Source organism: Empedobacter sp. R132-2 (genome assembly GCF_030324375.1).
In the GTDB taxonomy this organism is placed as follows: Bacteria; Bacteroidota; Bacteroidia; order Flavobacteriales; family Weeksellaceae; genus Empedobacter; species Empedobacter falsenii_B.
In genome coordinates, this window is record NZ_JACAGG010000014.1 from 1 (window position 1) to 20,926 (window position 20,926).

The 20,926-nt window shown below is 31.8% G+C and carries 14 protein-coding genes; 12 read left to right on the top strand and 2 right to left on the bottom strand.

All coding sequences use genetic code 11. The features are described 5' to 3' along the window. Positions 1-147: 147 nt before the first annotated feature. Positions 148-600 carry a hypothetical protein gene (locus tag HXZ69_RS08095; protein WP_286495600.1) on the bottom strand — a complete coding sequence of 151 codons (453 nt, stop codon included), beginning with the start codon at positions 598-600 and terminating at the stop codon, positions 148-150. Between the two features lie 444 nt (positions 601-1,044). Between HXZ69_RS08095 and kduI the strand changes: the two genes are divergently transcribed. Genes kduI through HXZ69_RS08135 form a run of 8 tightly spaced genes read left to right on the top strand, consistent with a single transcriptional unit; the run spans position 1,045 to position 10,442 of the window. After that, complete coding sequence (kduI, locus tag HXZ69_RS08100; protein ID WP_286495601.1) at positions 1,045-1,881, top strand: 5-dehydro-4-deoxy-D-glucuronate isomerase; 837 nt, start codon at positions 1,045-1,047, stop codon at positions 1,879-1,881. Between the two features lie 7 nt (positions 1,882-1,888). Next, positions 1,889-2,671, top strand: coding sequence for a gluconate 5-dehydrogenase (locus HXZ69_RS08105; RefSeq protein ID WP_286495602.1), 783 nt, complete (start codon positions 1,889-1,891; stop codon positions 2,669-2,671). Between the two features lie 14 nt (positions 2,672-2,685). Beyond that, positions 2,686-4,083, top strand: coding sequence for a glucuronate isomerase (gene uxaC, locus HXZ69_RS08110; protein ID WP_219035359.1), 1,398 nt, complete (start codon positions 2,686-2,688; stop codon positions 4,081-4,083). Between the two features lie 8 nt (positions 4,084-4,091). After that, entirely contained in the window at positions 4,092-5,099 is a 1,008-nt protein-coding gene (locus HXZ69_RS08115; RefSeq protein WP_286495603.1) for a sugar kinase, read from the top strand. A 2-nt stretch (positions 5,100-5,101) separates the two neighbouring features. Next, positions 5,102-5,776: a bifunctional 4-hydroxy-2-oxoglutarate aldolase/2-dehydro-3-deoxy-phosphogluconate aldolase gene (locus HXZ69_RS08120; RefSeq protein ID WP_221855132.1), complete on the top strand. Its 675-nt coding sequence runs from the start codon at positions 5,102-5,104 to the stop codon at positions 5,774-5,776. Between the two features lie 45 nt (positions 5,777-5,821). Continuing rightward, a complete protein-coding gene (locus HXZ69_RS08125) occupies positions 5,822-7,342 on the top strand; it encodes an MFS transporter (RefSeq protein WP_221855134.1) in 1,521 nt (506 codons plus the stop codon). Between the two features lie 19 nt (positions 7,343-7,361). After that, positions 7,362-8,819, top strand: coding sequence for a tagaturonate reductase (locus HXZ69_RS08130; protein ID WP_286495604.1), 1,458 nt, complete (start codon positions 7,362-7,364; stop codon positions 8,817-8,819). A gap of 9 nt (positions 8,820-8,828) precedes the next feature. Further along, positions 8,829-10,442, top strand: a complete 1,614-nt coding sequence (locus HXZ69_RS08135; RefSeq protein WP_286495605.1) for a UxaA family hydrolase — start codon at positions 8,829-8,831, stop codon at positions 10,440-10,442. 1 nt (position 10,443) lies between these two features. On the opposite strand, the gene HXZ69_RS08140 is transcribed toward HXZ69_RS08135, so the two are convergent. Beyond that, positions 10,444-11,466 carry a LacI family DNA-binding transcriptional regulator gene (locus HXZ69_RS08140; RefSeq protein WP_038330468.1) on the bottom strand — a complete coding sequence of 341 codons (1,023 nt, stop codon included), beginning with the start codon at positions 11,464-11,466 and terminating at the stop codon, positions 10,444-10,446. A gap of 448 nt (positions 11,467-11,914) precedes the next feature. Here HXZ69_RS08140 and HXZ69_RS08145 point away from each other — a divergent pair, with 448 nt between their 5' ends. Genes HXZ69_RS08145 through HXZ69_RS08160 form a run of 4 tightly spaced genes read left to right on the top strand, consistent with a single transcriptional unit; the run spans position 11,915 to position 20,919 of the window. Further along, complete coding sequence (locus HXZ69_RS08145; protein WP_286495606.1) at positions 11,915-15,148, top strand: SusC/RagA family TonB-linked outer membrane protein; 3,234 nt, start codon at positions 11,915-11,917, stop codon at positions 15,146-15,148. Between the two features lie 18 nt (positions 15,149-15,166). Next, on the top strand, positions 15,167-16,990 hold the full coding sequence (locus tag HXZ69_RS08150) for a RagB/SusD family nutrient uptake outer membrane protein (RefSeq protein ID WP_221855142.1): 1,824 nt from the start codon (positions 15,167-15,169) through the stop codon (positions 16,988-16,990). Positions 16,991-17,002: 12 nt separating this feature from the next. Then, on the top strand, positions 17,003-18,694 hold the full coding sequence (locus HXZ69_RS08155) for a DUF4957 domain-containing protein (RefSeq protein ID WP_286495607.1): 1,692 nt from the start codon (positions 17,003-17,005) through the stop codon (positions 18,692-18,694). A gap of 14 nt (positions 18,695-18,708) precedes the next feature. After that, positions 18,709-20,919, top strand: a complete 2,211-nt coding sequence (locus HXZ69_RS08160; RefSeq protein WP_280061550.1) for a pectinesterase family protein — start codon at positions 18,709-18,711, stop codon at positions 20,917-20,919. The last annotated feature ends 7 nt before the right edge of the window (positions 20,920-20,926 follow it).

Here is a 20,926-nt window from a genome sequence, read left to right on the forward strand (position 1 = left end):
TCTGTTGATATTTTTCGAAGAACTTCCAATATTCTTTCGTAATTTGCAAGTAAGTTGTTCATTGTAAATGTTTTGTAATTAAAACAATTTACTGATTTTCAATCAAATGAACAACTTTATTCTTTATTAATCAAAATGCACAACGGGTTAAAAAATAATTATATTATAAGAATTGATAGGATAAAGTGCTAAAAGAATTGATTTACTACTAATGAAAAATGTTGATTCTTTATACGGTAAATAATATATTTTTTTATTTGTTAGTGTAGATAAATCATACGAATTATTTCTGCTTTTTTTAAGCTTTGAGTTATTTGTATTTTTTCTTTTGATTTTTTCTTTTGATTTTCTTTGTTTTATATTTTTTTCATGGTTAATAGAATCTTTAATTTCAAAATTAGATATAATTGTATTTTTAGAAATGTAAAAAGTAGTATTTTCTTTTATTGTGACTAAACCTTTAGAAATTGTTGGAATAGAATCATCTCTTTCTTTTATTTCAACATTATGCGCATTAATATAAATTGAACAAAAAAAGCAAAACAATAAAAGGTAAGTAGATGAGAAATGATCGAGAAATAGAAATAAAACTCGTCTCATAATCCATATTAATTAGTTAATTAAGTTAAAGATACATGATTTAAAACAGTTTTTTGAATATTTAACATTTATTATTATAAAAATTTTTTCTGAAACAAATCATTCGACTTTCTGAATTTTAAGTTTTAGTATCTACTCTTAATAATAGAAAACTAAACAAAATATTAAAAGGTTTAATAACCAAAATATAATTTACAAAAATGTAACTTATTTTTTTCTCTCTTTGTTGTCATATTCAATATTTCAACAAAGAGTATTGTTAAAAATATTTACGAATAAATTTATTTCCAAACAACTACATTCATCATCTTTTGAAAAGAAATTTTTATAGTGTTTTATGTACATTATTAAAAAACTTTTTAATACTTTTACAAAACATCATCTCGATGTATTTTTTTAAATTTAAAATGTAATCGATTACATTAATTTTAATAAATAACTATTATGATAAATTCTGAATTTAGATATGCACATCATCCTAATGATGTTAAAAAATATACAACTGAAGAACTAAGAGAACATTTTTTAATTCCTGATATATTTATAGAAGATCAGGTGAAGTTAGTCTATTCGATGTATGATCGCTTGATTATTGGTGGTATTTACCCAGCTAATCATGCAATAACTTTGGAACCAACAACAGATCTTAAAGCAGATTTTTTTTTAGAGAGAAGAGAATTAGGAATTATAAATGTTGGTGGAAAAGGAAAAGTAACTGTTGATGGAACTGAATACGAATTGAACAACAAAGAAGCTTTATATATTGGTAAAGGAAATAAAGAAATCGTTTTTGATAAACTAAATAACGAACAACCTTTGTTTTATATCAACTCTGCTCCTGCTCATCATTCGTATCCAACTAAGAAGATTACAAAAAATGAAGCTGAAATTGTTGAGTTAGGCGATTCTAAATATGCAAACAAAAGAACAATTAATAAACTTATTGTAAATAGTGTTTTAGAAACTTGTCAATTACAAATGGGTATGACCGAATTACATCCTGGTAGTGTATGGAATACAATGCCAGCTCATACACATGAAAGACGAATGGAAGCATATTTTTATTTTGATTTAGAACAAGGACAATCAATTAGCCACTTTATGGGACAACCAAATGAAACGCGTCACATTTTCTTACAAAACAATCAAGCAGTTATTTCACCAGAATGGTCTATTCACTCGGGTGTAGGTACTTCAAATTATACTTTTATTTGGGGAATGGCTGGTGAAAATATGGATTACAGCGATATGGATGGTGTAAATACGGATGAATTAAAATAATAGAATTATGAATTTATTTGATTTATCAGGAAAAATAGCTTTAATCACAGGTGGAACACATGGTTTAGGATTAGCAATGGCAGAAGGATTGGCACAAGCTGGTGCTGAGTTAGTTATTACAAGTACAACTCCTTCAAAACTTGAAGAAGCTTTACAATATTATAAAAGTAAAGGATTTACTGTAACAGGATATATTTTTGATGTAACTGATCAACCACAAGCAAAAAAACAAGTTGAATTGATCGAAAAGAATCATGGTCAAATTGATATTCTTGTGAATAATGCTGGAATTATCAAACGTGTTCTTGCGGTAGATATGGATGTCGAAGATTTCAGAAAAGTTATCGATGTCGATTTAGTTGGTCCTTTCATCATGTCGCAATTGGTTGCAAAAGGAATGATTGAGCGTAAAACTGGAAAAATAATTAATATTTGTTCGATGATGAGCGAATTGGGACGAGACAATGTTTCTGCCTACTCTTCGGCAAAAGGTGGATTGAAAATGTTAACGCGCAACTTAGCTACAGAATGGGCAAAACATAACATTCAAGTAAACGGAATCGGACCTGGTTATTTTGCAACTTCACAAACAGAGCCGATTCGTGTGGACGGAAATCCTTTCAACGAATTTATTATCAACAGAACGCCGACTGGTCGTTGGGGAAATCCCGAAGATTTAGCTGGAACAGCGGTTTTCTTAGCTTCGGAAGCGAGTAATTTTGTTAATGGACAAATCATTTATGTCGATGGAGGAATTTTAGCAACAATAGGTAAACCATCAAACGAGTAAAATTTAAATATTATATGAAATCATTTATAACTGATACATTTTTATTACAAAATAAATATGCCGAGGAATTGTATTTCAACTATGCTGAAAAACTTCCTATTATAGATTATCACAATCATTTATCGCCAAAAGATATTGCAGAAAATAGAGTTTTTGAAAATATTTCGAAAGTTTGGATTGCTGGAGATCATTACAAATGGCGTGCAATGCGAACGTTAGGAATTAACGAAAATTGCATCACAGGAAATGCTTCTGATTTAGAAAAATTTGAAGCGTGGGCGAAAACTGTTCCTCATACGCTTCGAAATCCTTTATTTCACTGGACTCATTTAGAATTAAAACGATATTTTGGAATCGATGAATTATTGAACGAAAATAACGCAAAAGAAATTTTCGAGAATACTTCCGCTCAATTACAACAAGCAGATAAATCTTGTCAAGGTTTATTAAGTTTAGTAAATGCTGAAACGGTTTGCACAACTGAAGATCCGACAGATACGTTAGAATATCATATAACGTTAAATAAAAGCAATTTCAAGACAAAAGTTAGTACAGCTTTTCGACCAGATAAAGCGATTCTAATTGAAAATCAGGATTACAATTCTTACATCAATAAACTTTCTGAAGTTGTTGGTTTCGAAATTAATTCGTTCCAAAACTTGAAAGATGCGTTATATAATCGAATTGAAGCGTTTAATGCAATCGGTTGCAAAATTTGTGATCATGGTTTGAATAATATTTCTTACGTAGAATTTACTGATATTGAAATTAATACAATTTTCGAATCAAAAAGAAATAATCAACCGTTAAATCATACTCAAATCGAGCAATTCAAAACTGCCCTACTTCTATTTTTAGGGGAAACATATCACCAATTTGGATGGATTCAACAATATCATTTAGGCGCACTTCGCAATAACAATGCTCGTATGCATCGTATTTTAGGTCCTGATACAGGTTGGGATTCTATCGGAGATTTTAAACAAGCGGCTAATCTTTCTAAATTCTTAAATAGACTTGACGGAAATGATAAATTAACAAAGACAATCATCTATAATTTGAATCCAGCTGATAACGAAATTTTCGCAACAATGATTGGAAATTTCAATGATGGAAGCGTAAAAGGAAAAGTGCAATTTGGTTCGAGTTGGTGGTTTTTAGATCAAAAAGATGGAATCATCAAACAACTAAATGCCCTATCTAATATGGGGTTAATAAGTTGCTTTATTGGAATGTTAACAGATTCAAGAAGTTTCTTATCTTTCCCTAGGCATGAGTATTTCAGACGAGTAATCTGTAATTTATTCGGAGAAGAAATGGCAAATGGCGAATTACCAAATGATATTGAATTAGTTGGAAAAACAATATCAGATATCTGTTATTACAATGCAAAAGAATATTTTGATTTTTAGATTTATTTATGAGCAATAATATTTTGACTTTTGGAGAAGTTTTAATGAGAATTTCTCCATCAAATCATAAAACTTTGCAACAAAGTAAAGAAGTAGAATTCTTTTTTGGTGGAACAGAAATGAATGTTGCAGCTTCTTTGTCTACTTTTGGTTGTAAAACGCAACACGTCTCAAATGTTTCGAATGATTTTGTTGGAGATGCAGCTATTTCCTACATGAAAAGTCTAGGAATTGATGTTTCATTTATTAAAAAAAATGAACATCCACTTGGATTATATTTTTTAGAAGTTGGTTCTGATGTCAGACCAAGTCGTATCGCTTATAACCGATTAAATGGTTCTTTTTCAAATATAAAACCAAACGAAGTTGATTGGAATAAAGCCTTAGAAAATTGCAACTTTTTCCATTGGACAGGAATTACACCTGGAATTTCAGAATCTGCTTACGAAACGTTGAAGCAAGGTTTACAATTCGCTTATTTCAAAGGTATTCATATCACAACTGATCCTGCTTATAGAAGTAATTTATGGAATTACGGGAAGAAAGGACAAGATATTTTGAAAGAATTAATCGGATATTCAACCATTTTTATTGGTGGAGTGAATGAAATCAATGAAATTTTAGAAACAAATTTCTCAACGGATAAGAATGGATTTACTGAAGCATCTAAAACATTGATGAAAGAAATTCCGTCAATTCAAAAAGTATTTGATAAAGTTAGAATTGGAATTAATGCAAGTTCGCAAGCAACACAAGGTAGAGCTTGGATTAATAATGAATATTTAGAAACAGAAGAAATTCATATCAACCATGTCGTTGATAGAATTGGAACTGGCGATGCATTTGCTGCAGGTTTGATTTATGGTTTGATTAATCACGATGATCAATTTGCTTTAAATTTTGCAAACGCAGCTTGCGCAATGAAACATACTATTTTAGGTGACACAAATTTAGCTTCTGTTGATGATATTTTAGAGTTAGTTAATGGAAATTTTGGAGGAAGAATAAAAAGATAAAAATGGCACGATTTACAAGAATAGAAGTCGCTTTAAAAGCAAAAGAAACTGGAATTGTTCCTGTTTTTTACCATCAAGACATCGAAATTTCTAAAAAAATTATAAAAGCTTGTTACGATGGTGGCGCAAGATTATTTGAATTTACAAACAGAGGCGATTTTGCGCACGAAGTTTTTTCTGAATTAAATAAATATGCGGCAAAAGAATTACCCGAATTAATCTTAGGAATAGGCTCTGTTTTAGACGCACCAACAGCAGTATTATATCTTCAATTTGGAGCAAACTTTATTGTTGCCCCTTCTTTAAATCCTGAAGTAGCAAAAGTTTGTAACCGAAGAAAAGTAGCTTGGATGCCTGGTTGTGGATCTGTTTCGGAAATTTCTTTAGCAGAAGAATTAGGAGCAGAAATCGTTAAAATATTTCCTGCAACACAAGTTGGAGGACCAGATTTTATCAAAGCTATAAATGGACCAATGCCTTGGACGAATATTATGCCAAGCGGAGGTGTTATGCCTACAAAAGAAAGCATAACAAGCTGGATAAATGCTGGCGCTTATTGTGTTGGAATTGGATCACAATTGTTCACAAAAAATTCATCAAATGAATATGATTACTCTCAAATTGAACGAACAGTTGGAGAATCAATACAAATTTATAAAGAATTAAAAAATATATGATTTAAAGGAAGAAGTCAAAAATAATAAATCACAAAAACACACTAAATGAAGAACGAAACTTCCATTAAACCAAGTAATTTTAGATGGACTATTTGCAGTTTACTATTTGTTGCCACAACCATAAATTACTTAGATCGTCAAGTTTTATCATTAACTTGGAAAGATTACTTAGTTCCAGAGTTTCACTGGAATAATAATGACTACGGAAATATTACCGCACTTTTTTCAATATTTTATGCTGTAAGTATGTTATTTGCTGGCCGATTTATTGACAAAATGGGAACTAAAAAAGGTTTCTTATACGCTATTGCAATTTGGTCAATTGGAGCATGTTTACACGCTTTTTGTGGAATTGCAACAGCAGGGTATATTACAGATAATTGGTTTGTTGGATTTGCTGGAGCAAAAGAAATCTTAGAAAAAGTAAGTGACACCTCATTAATTATTTCAACAAGTGTTAGCTTATTTATTTTTGCTCGATTAATTTTAGCAATCGGTGAAGCTGGTAATTTTCCAGGAGCAATCAAAGCAACAGCCGAGTATTTTCCGAAAAAAGACCGTGCGTTTGCAACAAGTATTTTCAATGCTGGTGCTACTGTAGGAGCATTAGCTGCTCCTCTTACAATTCCATTTATTGCAAAATCGATGGGTTGGGAAATGGCTTTTATCATCATCGGAGCATTAGGATTTATTTGGATGGGATTTTGGATTTATTTATACCAAGTACCACACAAACATCCAAAAGTTAATAGCGCTGAATTAGAGTATATTCAACAAGATATAGAAGAAAATACAGAAACATCTACAGAAGGAAGAAAACTAACTTTTTCTGAATGTTTTAAATACAAACAAACGTGGGCTTTTATCTTCGGAAAATTTATGACAGACGGTGTTTGGTGGTTCTACCTTTTTTGGACTCCAGCTTACTTAAGTTCAGTCTACAAGATGGATAGCACACAAAGTGCCTTACCTTTGTTTGTACTTTACATCATCACATTACTTTCTATTATTGGGGGATGGTTACCAAAATATTTTGTCGATAAATTAAACATGAATCCATATTCGGGAAGAATGCGCGCAATGTTAATTTTTGCTTTCTTTCCATTATTGGCATTATTAGCTCAACCTCTTGGTGCAACCTCTTTTTGGATTCCCGTAATTATCATCGGTATTGCTGGAGCAGCTCATCAAGCTTGGTCTGCAAATATTTTCTCTACAGTTGGTGATATGTTTCCTAAAAGTGCTATTGCTACAATAGTTGGAATCGGTGGTATGGCTGGTGGAATTGGTTCTTTTTTGATCAATAAATCATCAGGAGTTTTGTTTGATTATTCACACAAAAACTGGACAACTATCGATGGTACTCCATTATTAGAAAAATATCCTCAATACATCAACGAAAGATTACCAGAAAATTTACTTTCAGATTTAGAAAAATCAGGAGCAATTATAGTTGATGGAATCAACAAAGGTTATATGATCATTTTTACAATTTGTGGGGTTGCTTATTTAACAGCATGGATTGTCATGAAAATATTAGTACCAAAATACAAAGTGATTAAATAATCAATTTAAATTCAATAACTTGAAAACAAAATTAAATAAAAAACTATATCATCAAGAAAATGAACTTCCTATAAAAATTATTCAATTTGGAGGTGGAAATTTTATGCGCGCTTTTACAGACTATGTAATCGATAAACTGAATAAAGATGCCAATTTTAATGCAGGAATCGCAAACATAAAAGTGACACCTTCTGGAAGTTCATTTCATACTTTTGAAGAACAAGATAATCTGTATACTTTATTTATTCGAGGAATTAAAAAAGGTGAATTGATTGATGAAAATCGTGTTATTTCTGCGATTCAAAAATCGATTAATCCTTATAAAGAATACCAAGATTTTTTGAAATTAGCAAAAGAAGAACAATTGGAATTTGTTTTTTCTAACACAACAGAATCTGGAATTGTATTTGATCCTTCAGAAAACAAATTAGAAAATGCGCCCCACGAAAATTTTCCTGCAAAATTAACTGCGTTCTTATATGAAAGATATCTTTATTTTAATGGAGATACTGACAAAGGTTTAACAATTATTCCATGTGAATTAATTGAGAATAACGCCATTATTTTGAAAGATTATATTTTAGAATACGCTAAATTATGGAACTTAGAAAATGAATTTATTACTTGGATTAACACTTCAAATAAATTTCATAATACATTAGTAGACAGAATTGTACCTGGATTTCCAAAAGATGATTTAGAAAGCTACACAAATCAGTTAGATTATGAAGATGAATTGATTGTCGTTTCAGAAGCGTTCTTATTTTGGGCAATTGAAGGCGATGAAAAATTGGAAGAAAAAATTCCTTTTAGTAAAGCAAATGAACAGATTTTGCTTGTCAAAAATATAGCACCTTATCGTACTTCTAAAGTTCGAATTTTAAATGGCGCTCACACTTCAATGGTTCCTTTTTCTATTATGTTAGGTATAGAAACTGTTCGTGATGCAATCGATAACAAAGTAGCTGGAGATTTTATTAAAAATATTATTTATAATGAAATCATTCCTATCCTTGATTTACCAGAAGAACAATTAAAAGAATATACAGAAGATGTTTTAGATCGATTTAGAAATCCTTTTATCAAGCACTATTTATCGAGTATAGCGTTAAATTCTATCTCTAAATTCAAAGTTCGTGTTCTTCCAAGTTTATTAGATTATGTAGAGAAATTCAATCAAATTCCGAAAGGAATTACATTTTCTTTGGCTTGTTTAATTCGTTTTTACAAAGGTGATTGGAACAATGAAGAATTACCTATAAATGATGACGAAGCGATTATAAGTGAGTTCAGAAATATTTGGAAAAACAATGATTATCAACAAATAAGTCATTCTGTTTTGAAGAATATAAATTTCTGGGAACAAGATTTGACAAAGGTTAATCAATTAGAAAATGAAATTGAAAAAGCTCTTCGGCTAATTGATGAATATGGAATTGAAAAATCTTATGAAATATATAGCAACCAAACGATTTAAGAGAAAAAAATGCAGAAAAAAGCTATAAAAGTTAATCCAACGGATAATGTAATTGTTGCATTAGTTGACCTAAAAGTAAATGAAATTGTGGTCGTTGATAATGCTGAATATGAAATTCAGAAAGATACGAATGCGAAACACAAGTTTGCTGCAATAGATTTTGTAGAAAATGACACGATTACGATGTATGGTATTACTGTCGGAAAAGCCGTTTGCAACATAAAAAAAGGTGAAGTTATTACGACTGAAAATGTAAAACATCAAAGTTCTAAAGTCGAAAAGAAAACAGCTACAACGTCATGGACTCCTCCAAATATCGATAAATGGAAAGACAAAACATTTATGGGATATCACAGAGAAGACGGACAAGTTGGAACGGAAAATATTTGGTTGTTTTTTCCTTTGGTTTTTTGCGAAAATAGAAATGTTGAAATTTTGAAAGATGTTTTCGAAAAAGAATTATTATTCGAAAAACCATCAAAACATCAACTGCTTTTACGTTCGTTAATTCAGAATTCTGATGAAAACGAGCAAGACACAGATGAAGAAGACACTAGAGTATTCAAAAATATTGATGTTAAATTCGTTACACATCAAGGAGGTTGTGGCGGAATTCGACAAGATGCTGAAGCTTTAGGAAGATTGCTTGCTGGATATGTAAACAATCCGAATGTCGCTGGTGCAACAGTCCTGAGTCTTGGGTGTCAGAATTTACAAGTTGATATTTTTAAAGAAGCTTTACATAAAATCAATCCTGATAATCAAAAACCAATTATCGTTTACGAGCAACAAAAATCTGGAACAGTTGATAATATGTTGAACGGTATTATTAAAGATTCGTTCGAAGCAATCAAAAAAGCCAATGAAATTGAACGTAAACCAGCTCCATTATCTAAATTAGTTTTAGGATTAGAATGTGGAGGATCAGATGGTTTTTCTGGTATTTCTGCTAATCCAACCTTAGGCTATTTATCAGATATTATGGCTGCAATTGGAGGTGCTACCATTTTGTCCGAATTTCCCGAATTGTGCGGAGTTGAACAAGAATTAATCAATCGTTGTGTGAATGAAAAAGATGCCGAAAGATTTTTACAATTAATGAAAGATTTCGAAGATTCTGTTGTTGCCGCTGGTTCTGGATTTGACATGAATCCTTCTCCTGGAAATATAAAAGATGGATTAATAACAGATGCGATGAAATCTGCTGGTGCAGCTAAAAAAGGGGGTTCCTCTCCTATTCAAGATGTTTTAGATTATACAGAATATATCAAAAAACCTGGTTTAAATTTGCTATGTACACCAGGAAATGATGTTGAATGTACAACTGCATTAGTCGGAACTGGATCTAATATCGTCTTGTTCACTACAGGTTTAGGAACGCCTACTGGAAATCCTGTTGCCCCTGTTGTAAAAATTTCTTCGAACATAGCATTACAAGAAAAAATGCCTGATATTATCGATTTTAATACGGGAGAAATCATTACTGGAAATAAAACAATTGAAGAAACCGCTAACGAACTTTTAGAATTTATCATAAAAGTTGCAAGCGGTGAAGTCAAAGTAAAAGCTAAGATTTTAAATCAAAACGATTTTATCCCTTGGAAAAGAGGCGTTTCTTTATAACCTATTTTCTTTTCGAAGATTTTCGAATATGAATTTGAGGATTTAAAACAACCTTTTTTTCTATGCTTATCCCTGAAAAATTTTCGTTCATATATTCCAGAAATACTTGAGCGGAAATTTTTCCCATTACATCTGGTGTCTGATCTACACTACTAATAGGTAATTCCATATATTGCGTAAATGGCTCATTACTAAAACCTATTATTGCAACATCTTCAGGAATGCTTATATTTTTCTTTTTCAATTGTTGACAAGCTCCCAACGCTGCATAATCACTGGCCGAGAAAATACCATCTGGTGGCGATGATAAATTCCATAATGTTTTTATTGCTTCAACCCCATCTTCTATCGAACTTTTAATTGAAAAAACATATTCTTCTTTAAAAGCTAATTTATTATCTTTCAATGCATCGATATAACCATTGTAACGATTCTGATAAATCTCTAAACGCAAATCTCCAGATAAATGACAAATTCTACGACAACCTTGTTTAATCAAATGCTCGGTTGCCAAATATCCACCCTTATAATCATCAATTGTTACAGTACTGATTCCTGCAATATCTTTTTTACGGTCAAAAAATATGATTGGAGTATTAGATTCTTTTGCAGTTTCTATGTGCGAAATATCTTCCGTCGTTTTAGAAACAGACATAAAAATACCATCAACCTGTGCATTCAATAATGTATTTAGTTGTTTTCTTTCTAAATCTACATCTTCGTGACTTTGACAAATAATAACATGGTAACCATGTGGAGACAACTCCTCTTCTATCCCACGAATTAGAGATGAGAAAAAATTTGTATTAATATAAGGAACAATAATCCCAATATTATTTGTCTTCCCACTTTTTAGAGCCTGCGCTAAAGTATTTTGTTTGTAATTAAGCTCTTTAGCAGCTTTCATAACCAACTCTTTCGTTTTCTGACTAATTTTAGGATGATCGTTTAAAGCCCTCGAAACGGTAGCAGCACTAATATTCAATTTTTCAGAAATATCATATATTGTAGCACTTTTTTTCATAATAAGGTAAAATTCAAGTTCGTTATCAAGATTCGGTAAATATAAATTAAATCTCAATAGTATTATATAGTAATGTATAAATTACAATGGTTCTAAAACTATTAAAAAGCATTCAAAACACATTTGTAATCGATTACAAATTTACTTCAATTTATATATTTTTATATTCAAAAATTCAATAAATCACCAAAAAAATTATGATCTAAATTAACCACTTTAGCTTATTTAAGTTAGAGTATATATAAATATCAGTCAACACAAACAGATATTGTATTAAATATCAATAACTAACAAATAGATTAATTATTTTTTATAAATTTTAATATTTTATTTGATTTTAAAAAAAATAGTTATATTTTAGTGTACTATATACACTTTTATATTTAATAATGTAATCGATTACGCTAAAAATTATTTAGTTTAACAGAAGAAACACAAAACCACACATATGAGGATATCTAAAATTAAGTTATTCACGCTTTTGCTTCTACCAATTGCGAGTTTTGCGCAAGAAGAAATAAAAGTTTCCGGAACAGTTAAATCATCTATTAATAATTCACCTCTTAATGGAGTTGACATTTATGTAGATGGGACAACGTACGAAACAATTACAGATGAAAATGGATTTTATGAAATTGTTGTTCCAGATAACTCGACTTTAACCATTACCTATGATGGTTATGAAATACAGACTATTCCTGTTAATAAGAAAGGAACAATCGATATAAAACTGAAAGATCTTGTTGCAACAGAGCAACAAAATCTAAATGAAGTTGTTGTAATTGGATATACAACTGTAACACGTGATGAATTAACAGGTTCTGTGGCAAGTGTAAATGCTGATCAGATAAAAGATATGGCAGTAAATTCTGCTGCTGAAGCTATACAAGGTCGATTAGCTGGTGTACAAGTTAGTATGTCCGAAGGTGCACCAGGAGCTGATGTTACAATTAAAGTTCGTGGAGGCACATCGATTACACAAGACAACAGCCCTCTGTATATCGTGGATGGAATACAAGTAGAAAATGCCTTATCTATTTTATCTCCACAAGAAATTGCAAGTATTGATGTTTTAAAAGATGCAGCTTCTACTGCTATTTATGGTGCGAGAGGTGCAAACGGTGTTGTGCTTATTACGACAAAAAGTGGTTTCAACATGCCTACACAAGTTACTTATTCTAATTATACTGGATTTAGAGAAATTCAGAATAAGTTAGAAGTAATGACTCCGTATGAATTTGTACGTTATCAGTATGAATTGTATAATATTAATAATGATGAGCAATTAGCAGATTCTTTCAGAAAAAGATATGGAGATTTTAACGATATAGATATCTATAAAAGTATGGAAGCGAGAGATTGGCAAGAAGAAGTTTTTGGTAGAAAAGCTTTTTCTCAAAATCATAACGTTTCGATTGTTGGTGGAAATAAATCGACTGATTTCAGTTTAAATTTAAATCACATCAACGAAGATGGAATTATGCTGAATTCTGGTTACAAAAGAAATTTAGCAAACTTCAAATTAAATCATAAAATCAGCGACAAAGTAAAAACGGGAGTTAGTTTTAGATATAGTAAAGATAAAATCATGGGAGCTGGTACTTCAAATACAGGTTCTCAATCAAATAACAGACTTCGTAATTCAGTGAGATATCAACCTTTTGCTGCTCCAGGAAACGAATCGTATGTTGATTTCTTCGATCCAGATTATTATGCACAAACAAACCTTACAAGTCCTGTTTTGCTAGCGAATAATGAAGTAAGAGAAGACGAAAGACAAAACCTTTTGATGAATGGTTACTTGTCTTGGCAAATTGTCAAAGGGTTAACCTTCAAATCTGTTTTTGGTTATGTACAAACAGATCGCAATGACAATAGTTTTTACGGAAATATCACAAGTGTTGCAATGGCAAATGCTAATCTTCCTGTGGTTGATATGCGTGCAAGTCAAACAAGAAGAATTTCAAATTCAAATACATTACAATATTCACCAAGATTAGGTTCTAATCATAAACTAGATGTAATGATTGGACAGGAAATTGTAAAAACAGACGGAGAAACATCAAGAACGTATATCAAATGGTTACCAAAAAATATTTCGGCTAATCAAGCATTTTCTAATTTGCAAAGTGCGGTTCCTCCTGCAGGAATGGTACAAGATCCAGTTTCAACATCAGTAAATGTGGATCGATTGGCTTCGTTTTTTGGACAAGTTAATTATTCGTTCAATAAAAAATATATGTTAACACTTTCTGTCAGAACAGACGGATCGAGTGTATTCTCTCCTGATAATCGTTATGCTACCTTCCCTTCTGCTTCATTTGCTTGGAATGTTGCAAGAGAAAATTTCTTAAAAGATTCTTCTTGGATTGACGAACTAAAATTACGTTTAAGCTATGGTACTTCGGGTAATAACCGCATTGAGCCATTCTTATATTCAACATTCTTTAGTAGTTCAAGTAACTGGGGATATTCATTTGATAATGCTGTAGTTCCAGGTTTAGCTCCTAATGAAAGGTTGGCAAATTCGGGTGCAAAATGGGAAAAAACAATTTCTAAAAACATTGGATTAGATTATACTTTATTCAATAAACGTGTTTATGGTAGTATCGATGCTTATGTAACAAATACAAAAGATTTATTATTATTGGCTAAAATTCCGCAAACAGGCGGATACGAATACCAATATCAAAACTCTGGTGAAACGGAAAACAAAGGAATTGAATTTACAATAGGTGCTGATATTGCGAAATCTAAAAACTTTAAATGGAATGTAAACTTCAATATTTCTCATAATCAAAATGTTATCAAATCTTTAGGAAAAGATGTAACTGGTGATGGTCTACAATACTATTATCAATCATCTGGATGGGTAAATAATTTGCAAGATTTCAAAGTTGAAGTAGGTAAACCTATCGGACAATTCTATGGTTATGTAACAGACGGATGGTACAAAGTGAGCGATTTCGATTACAATCCATCAACTCAAAAATATACATTAAAAGCTGGTGTTGCAAGCAATTCTGCTGCGGCATTAGGTTCAAAAGATGTGCGTCCTGGAGATTTAAAATTGAAAGATTTAAATAACGATGGAATAATTGATGATAATGATAAAACAGTTTTAGGAAATGCTCAACCTAAATTCTATGGTGGATTTAATCAACAATTTCAATGGAAAAATATCGACCTAAGTATGTTCTTCACTTATTCTGTTGGTAATAAAGTTTACAATGCCAATAAAGTTGAGTTTACAACACAATATTTATACCGCGACAACAATATGTTAAAAGCAGTTGCTGGAGCTTGGAGAAATTTTGACGATAACGGAAATCGAGTAACAGATCCTACACAATTAGAAGCTCTAAACGCAAATGCTACATTTTGGTCACCTCCTTCTGGAAATTATATTTTACATTCTTATGCCATCGAAGATGGATCTTATTTAAGATTAAGCAACGTTACAGTTGGTTATTCTTTACCAGAAGATATGTTAGCAAAAACGAAATTTATTAGCAAAATAAGAATCTACGCAACAATCAATAATTTATTTACAATTACTGGTTATTCTGGTTATGATCCTGAAGCAAATACAAGACGCACAAGTCCTTTAACTCCTGGAGTTGATTACGCTGCCTATCCACGAAGCAGATTTTTCTTAACAGGTATTAATGTTACTTTCTAATCTCAAAACACATCAAAAATGAAAACAAAAACAATTATAAAAATATTAGGCGTTAGCATCGTTTTATTAACAACAACATCATGCGATGATTATTTGGATGTTAGTAGCCCTTCCAATACTTCCGAAATAGAGGTTTACAACGATGCAAGTTACACTTACTCTGCTTTGGTTGGCGTATATAATCAATTGGCTGGTGATAATGGTTACGGAAACAGAATTTCTTCTATCATTGGACAAGCTGCAGATGATTTCAAAACATCAGGTGATTACAATTGTAACGATCGTCGTGGAATTAGTATGTACAATGCATGTCCTACAAATCCAGAATTAGACAAACCTTTCCGTCAATTATACACAGGAATCGAAAGAGCAAATTTATTAATTTATAATATTCCGACATCTGATGTCTACAAATCTGGAAGTGATAGTGACAAAAAGTTAATGGATAGATATTACGGAGAAGCATTGACGTTAAGAGCGCAATATTATTACGAATTAATCAGAAACTTTGGTGATGTTCCATTTCAAGATAAACCATCTTCTCAGTACGAACATATTTTCCTTCCAAAAACTGATCGTGATGAAGTGTATGAAGTTTTATTAAATGATTTAGAAACTGCTTCAAAAGTTATTCCATGGAGAGCCGAATCTGGAGATCCTACAACACGAATTACAAAAGCTTTTGTGAAAGGCTTACGTGCTCGTATTGCACTTGCTAGAGCTGGATATTCGTTGAGAAGACAGCCTGTACAGATGGTTAAAGGAACAAATCCAGAAAAATATTACCAAATTGCTCGCAACGAAACGTTTGACATTATGCAACAACGTGGAAGTCATAATATCAATCCAAATTACGAAGATGTTTTCCGTGCTATTCACGAAGGTCGCATGGATAATACAAACGAAATGATTTTTCAAGTAGGTGCTTTTGGCGGAAATGCGCGAACTGATAGTAAACTTGGTTATTACAACGGATTACGTCATAATGCAGCTTCTAAATGGAATGGTGGTGGCGGAATAAATGCTTTACCAACTTATTTTTATGAATTTGATAAATATGATCAAAGACGAGATGTAACAATCAATGCGTTCGAAATTAATGCAGATGATTTAACACAGGTGGTAAAAATTGATGCTTTAACAGACGGAAAATTTAGAAAGTCTTGGACAAAAGTAACTGGTCCTTCTCAAAATGTTGGAATCAATTGGCCTATTATGCGTTTTGCTGATGTTTTATTAATGTTTGCTGAAGCAGAAAATGAATTAAATGGTGGACCAACAGCTGCTGCAATAGATGCTTTAAGAGAAGTTAGAGCAAGAGCTTATGCGAACAATCCTGATAAAATGCCTGCGGTTACAGCGAATGGTTATCAAGGCTTTTTTGAGCAAATTGTACACGAAAGATTATTAGAATTTGGTGGAGAATCTATCCGAAAATATGACTTAATCAGATGGAATCTTTTAGGTCAAGTGGTAACAGAAACTCGTGTTAAATTACAAAATCTATTAGATGGAACGGGAGAATATGCCAATGTACCTAAATACATTTATTACAAAATTGGTAAATACGATCCAACGCAAACTGCACAAAAAACTGTTTTGAATTTAGATACTTATTTTGTTGGAAATGATAAAACAGAATTGTTTTACACGCCTTCTGTAGCTTCTACTCCAACGGGATATACACGCATAAACTGGCAAACTGGAATGGCTGCGACAATGATTAACGACGAGCGAAAAGGTTGGTTACAATATTACAAACCAAATCATTCAGAACTGTTGCCTATTTATCAAGACATCATCAATACAAACTATAATTTAACACAAGATTACGGATACTAAAACACAATTATTATGAAAAAAACTTTTTATAAAATATTGATTATAGGAACAGTATTACTTACTGCAAATGCTGTAATCTCTTGTAATGATGATGAATTTCAGTCAGAATCTAACGATCCAATGAGAATGTTTACACCATTGTCTTTATCTGCCGAAAATTTTGAAACAGAAACTAAAGTCACATGGTCACCTTCTCTGTATACTAATAATATTGACGAAACTTATACAACAGAAGTTTCAAGCGATTCGTTATTTACAAATCCAAAAGATATCATTTTAACAAAAAAAACAGATTCTGCTGGAGTTGTTATTACGGATCAAGAAATTCCCGTGAGAAAAAATTTCTTTATACGTGTTAAAACAAATGCTTACGAAAACAGACCAGAATCTCACTGGTCTGTTAGTAAGCGAATTAAAATTATTGGAATCCAAATTTTGCATCCTATTTATGATCCAAATATTCTGGAGAATCAAGCAACGGTTAGTTGGGATGTAACTGCTGGAGTAACTGAATTGAGATTTCAAGCATATAAACAAGTTTCTGGTCAGGATCCTGTTTATGTTAGCGATCCTATTATAAGTCAAATTACAAGTAGCGAAGCTACTGCTGGACTTAAAACAACAAAAGGGCTTAATCCAAGTACACGATATACAGTCGAAATTTATAAAGGAAATACAAGCGTTGGTTCTCAGAATTTCACGACTAAATCGTCTACAAGTTATAGTGTTATTGCTAATTCTGGCGATGATTTAATCACCTTGATTAACAATGCAAAAGATGGTGATATCATTGGATTAAATCCTGGTAAATATGATTCTGGAGATAAATTGTTTGCAATTAATGCGAAGAAAATTTCATTGATTGGAATTTCTGGAAATCCAGAAGATACAAAAGTTTCTTTCAAAGAATTTACGTTAAATGATACTGGGGCTGGTTTACATCTAAAGAATATCGAATTAGATGGAAGCGCAAATACGGCAGATTATTTAATCAATTTGACAAGCAGCAGCAGCAATGGTGCGAAGGCTAATTTTGCAAATGTATTGATTGAAAACTGTATTGTAAGTAGTGTTAAAACCTCAGCTTTCAGAGCAAATAGAGGTCCAAATAGCGGATATGTAATGGATAAATTTGAGATTAAACATTCTTTCTTCAAGAATTTCCCAGCTTCATCTTACGGATTTTTACATTTAGACAAATTAGTTTTTAACGAAGTTAATATCGAAAATTCAACATTTACAGAAGTTGGAGATTTATTTATTCGATACAGAGAAAGTATTACTACGCCATCTGCTAACGCAACAATTAATGTCAACAATTGTACAATTAATAGTTTTGGACAAAGTTCTTCTTTTCCACTATTAGACAATAATAACGTGCCGATCAAAGCTAATTTTACCAATAATATTATTGCAAATTCGCCAAGAGTTGGAGGAAGTTTATCGAGTAATAATTTAATTCGTTTAGCTACTTCAAGTACAGCTGTTTTTACGTTCAACAATTTCTATAATTTGACGAATGGTAAAGCAGCTGATTTACAAAAACTTGTTTTTCCTACTGGAGGAGTAACTTCTACGAATAATCAAGAAAATGCTCTAAATTGGACAAACACAACAATTGATTTTACATTACCAGTCAATTCTCCATTAAGAACTGCATCTTCTACAGGTGCTGCGATTGGAGATCCAAGATGGTGGAATTAATTAAACGATAAAAAATGAAATCACACATCGCAATTACATTTATATTTTTAATTCACTCATGTTTATTTGCACAGAATTTACCTGCTTTTCCTTCTGCCGAAGGATATGGCAGGTATAGTTCTGGCGGACGAGGTGGAGAAGTCTATATTGTCACAAATCTCAACGATTCTGGTAAAGGAAGTTTACGATACGGAATTCAGAAAAAATTGAGCAGAACAATCGTTTTTGCTGTTTCCGGAAACATTGTATTACAATCACCTTTGGATATTAATTACGGAAATATTTCTATTCTTGGACAAACTGCTCCTGGAGATGGAATTACCGTTTCAAATTATCCTGTAACCATCAAATCTGATAATGTAATTATTCGTTACATGAGATTTCGTTTAGGCGATTTAGCAAAAGTAGAAGGTGATGCTTTAGGTGGTCGAAATGCACAAAATATAATTATAGATCATTGTTCGGTAAGTTGGGCTACAGATGAAAACATCTCGTTTTATCGTGTCAAAAATCTTACAATTCAATGGTCTATCATATCAGAAGCTCTTAATAAATCTGTCCATATAAAAGGAGCGCATGGTTATGGTGGAATTTGGGGTGGTGAGCCTGCAAGTTTCCACCACAATCTAATTATGAGTAACAATAGTCGAAATCCTCGTTTTAGTGGTTCAGAATCAACGGTGAATCCTGAAGATGAAATGGTTGATTTTCGTAATAATGTAATTTATAATTGGGGCGCAAATTCTATTTATGGTGGAGAAAATGGAAAATATAATTTGATTAATAATTATTTCAAATTTGGTCTAGCCACAAAACATAAAAATAGAATTGTAAATCCTTCTATTCCATATGGTAAATTTTATGTCAACGGAAATTTTGTAGAAGGTTATGCTGATATAACAGCAAATAACTGGAATGGCGGTGTACAAGCAGATGAGCCATTAAAAGCAAAAGCTGAAACTGAATTTGGTAAAAATGAAATTATCACTCATTCTGCTGAAAATGCCTACAAAATGGTTCAAGCACATGCTGGAGCAAGTTTAAAACGCGATGAAGTTGATAATCGATTAATTGGTTATTTAACAAACGGATATCCAAAAAATATCACCGGAATTATCGATAGTCAATCAGAAGTTGGCGGATTTCCTACGTTAAAAACATACAATATTCCTACAGATACAGATCAGGATGGAATGGACGATGAATGGGAGAAAAGAAATAATTTGAAAGTTGGTATTAATGATGCAAACGGTTACAATTTATCAAGTCAATATACCAATTTAGAAGTTTATGCAGAATCGTTAGTTTCAGAAAAGATTAATTCAGCAAATAACAAAGTCAAAGATTATGATTTTATTGTAGCAAAAGATGGTTCAGGGCAATTCAAAACTATTCAAGAATTAATCGCAGCACTACCCGATTTTAGTCGAGTTCCTGTAAAAGTTTTGATCAAAAATGGAGTTTATAAAGAAAAAATTACTTTACCTCCTTCTAAAACAATGATTAATTTTATTGGTGAAGATCAACACAAAACCATTTTGACATATGATGATTACGCATCAAAATTAAATAATATTGGTCAAGAAATTGGAACATCTGGTTCGGCTTCATATTTTATTTTTGGAGACAATTTTTCAGCCGAAAATATAACATTCGAAAATAGTGCAGGCGAAGTTGGACAAGCTGTTGCTGTTCGCGTTGATGCAGATAAAATAAAATTTACAAATTGTCGATTTTTAGGAAATCAAGATACGTTGTATTTGGTGAAAAGCGGAAGCAGACAATATTTTAACAACTGTTACATCGAAGGTACAGTCGATTACATTTTCGGAGCAGGAACCGCTTATTTTGAGAACTGTCAGCTAAATAATAAAGGGAAAGGATACATTACAGCGGCATCAACGACAGAAGATCAGAAATACGGTTTCGTTTTCGAGAATTGTAAAATTTCAGGAAACAATCAAGATTCTCATCATTTGGGAAGACCTTGGCGACCTTTTGCTCAAACTGCTTTTATCAATTGTGACATGGATTTGTCTGTTAAAGCAGAAGGTTGGAACAATTGGGGAAAAGTTGCAAATGAATCTACAACACGCTACTCCGAATACAAATCTACTGGTAAACATATCGCAAATAAAAGAGTTAAATGGAGTCGTCAATTAACTGCTCAAGAAGCTTTAGCATTCTCTAAAAAGAATGTTTTAGGTGATTGGATCGTCAATTAAACTCCTT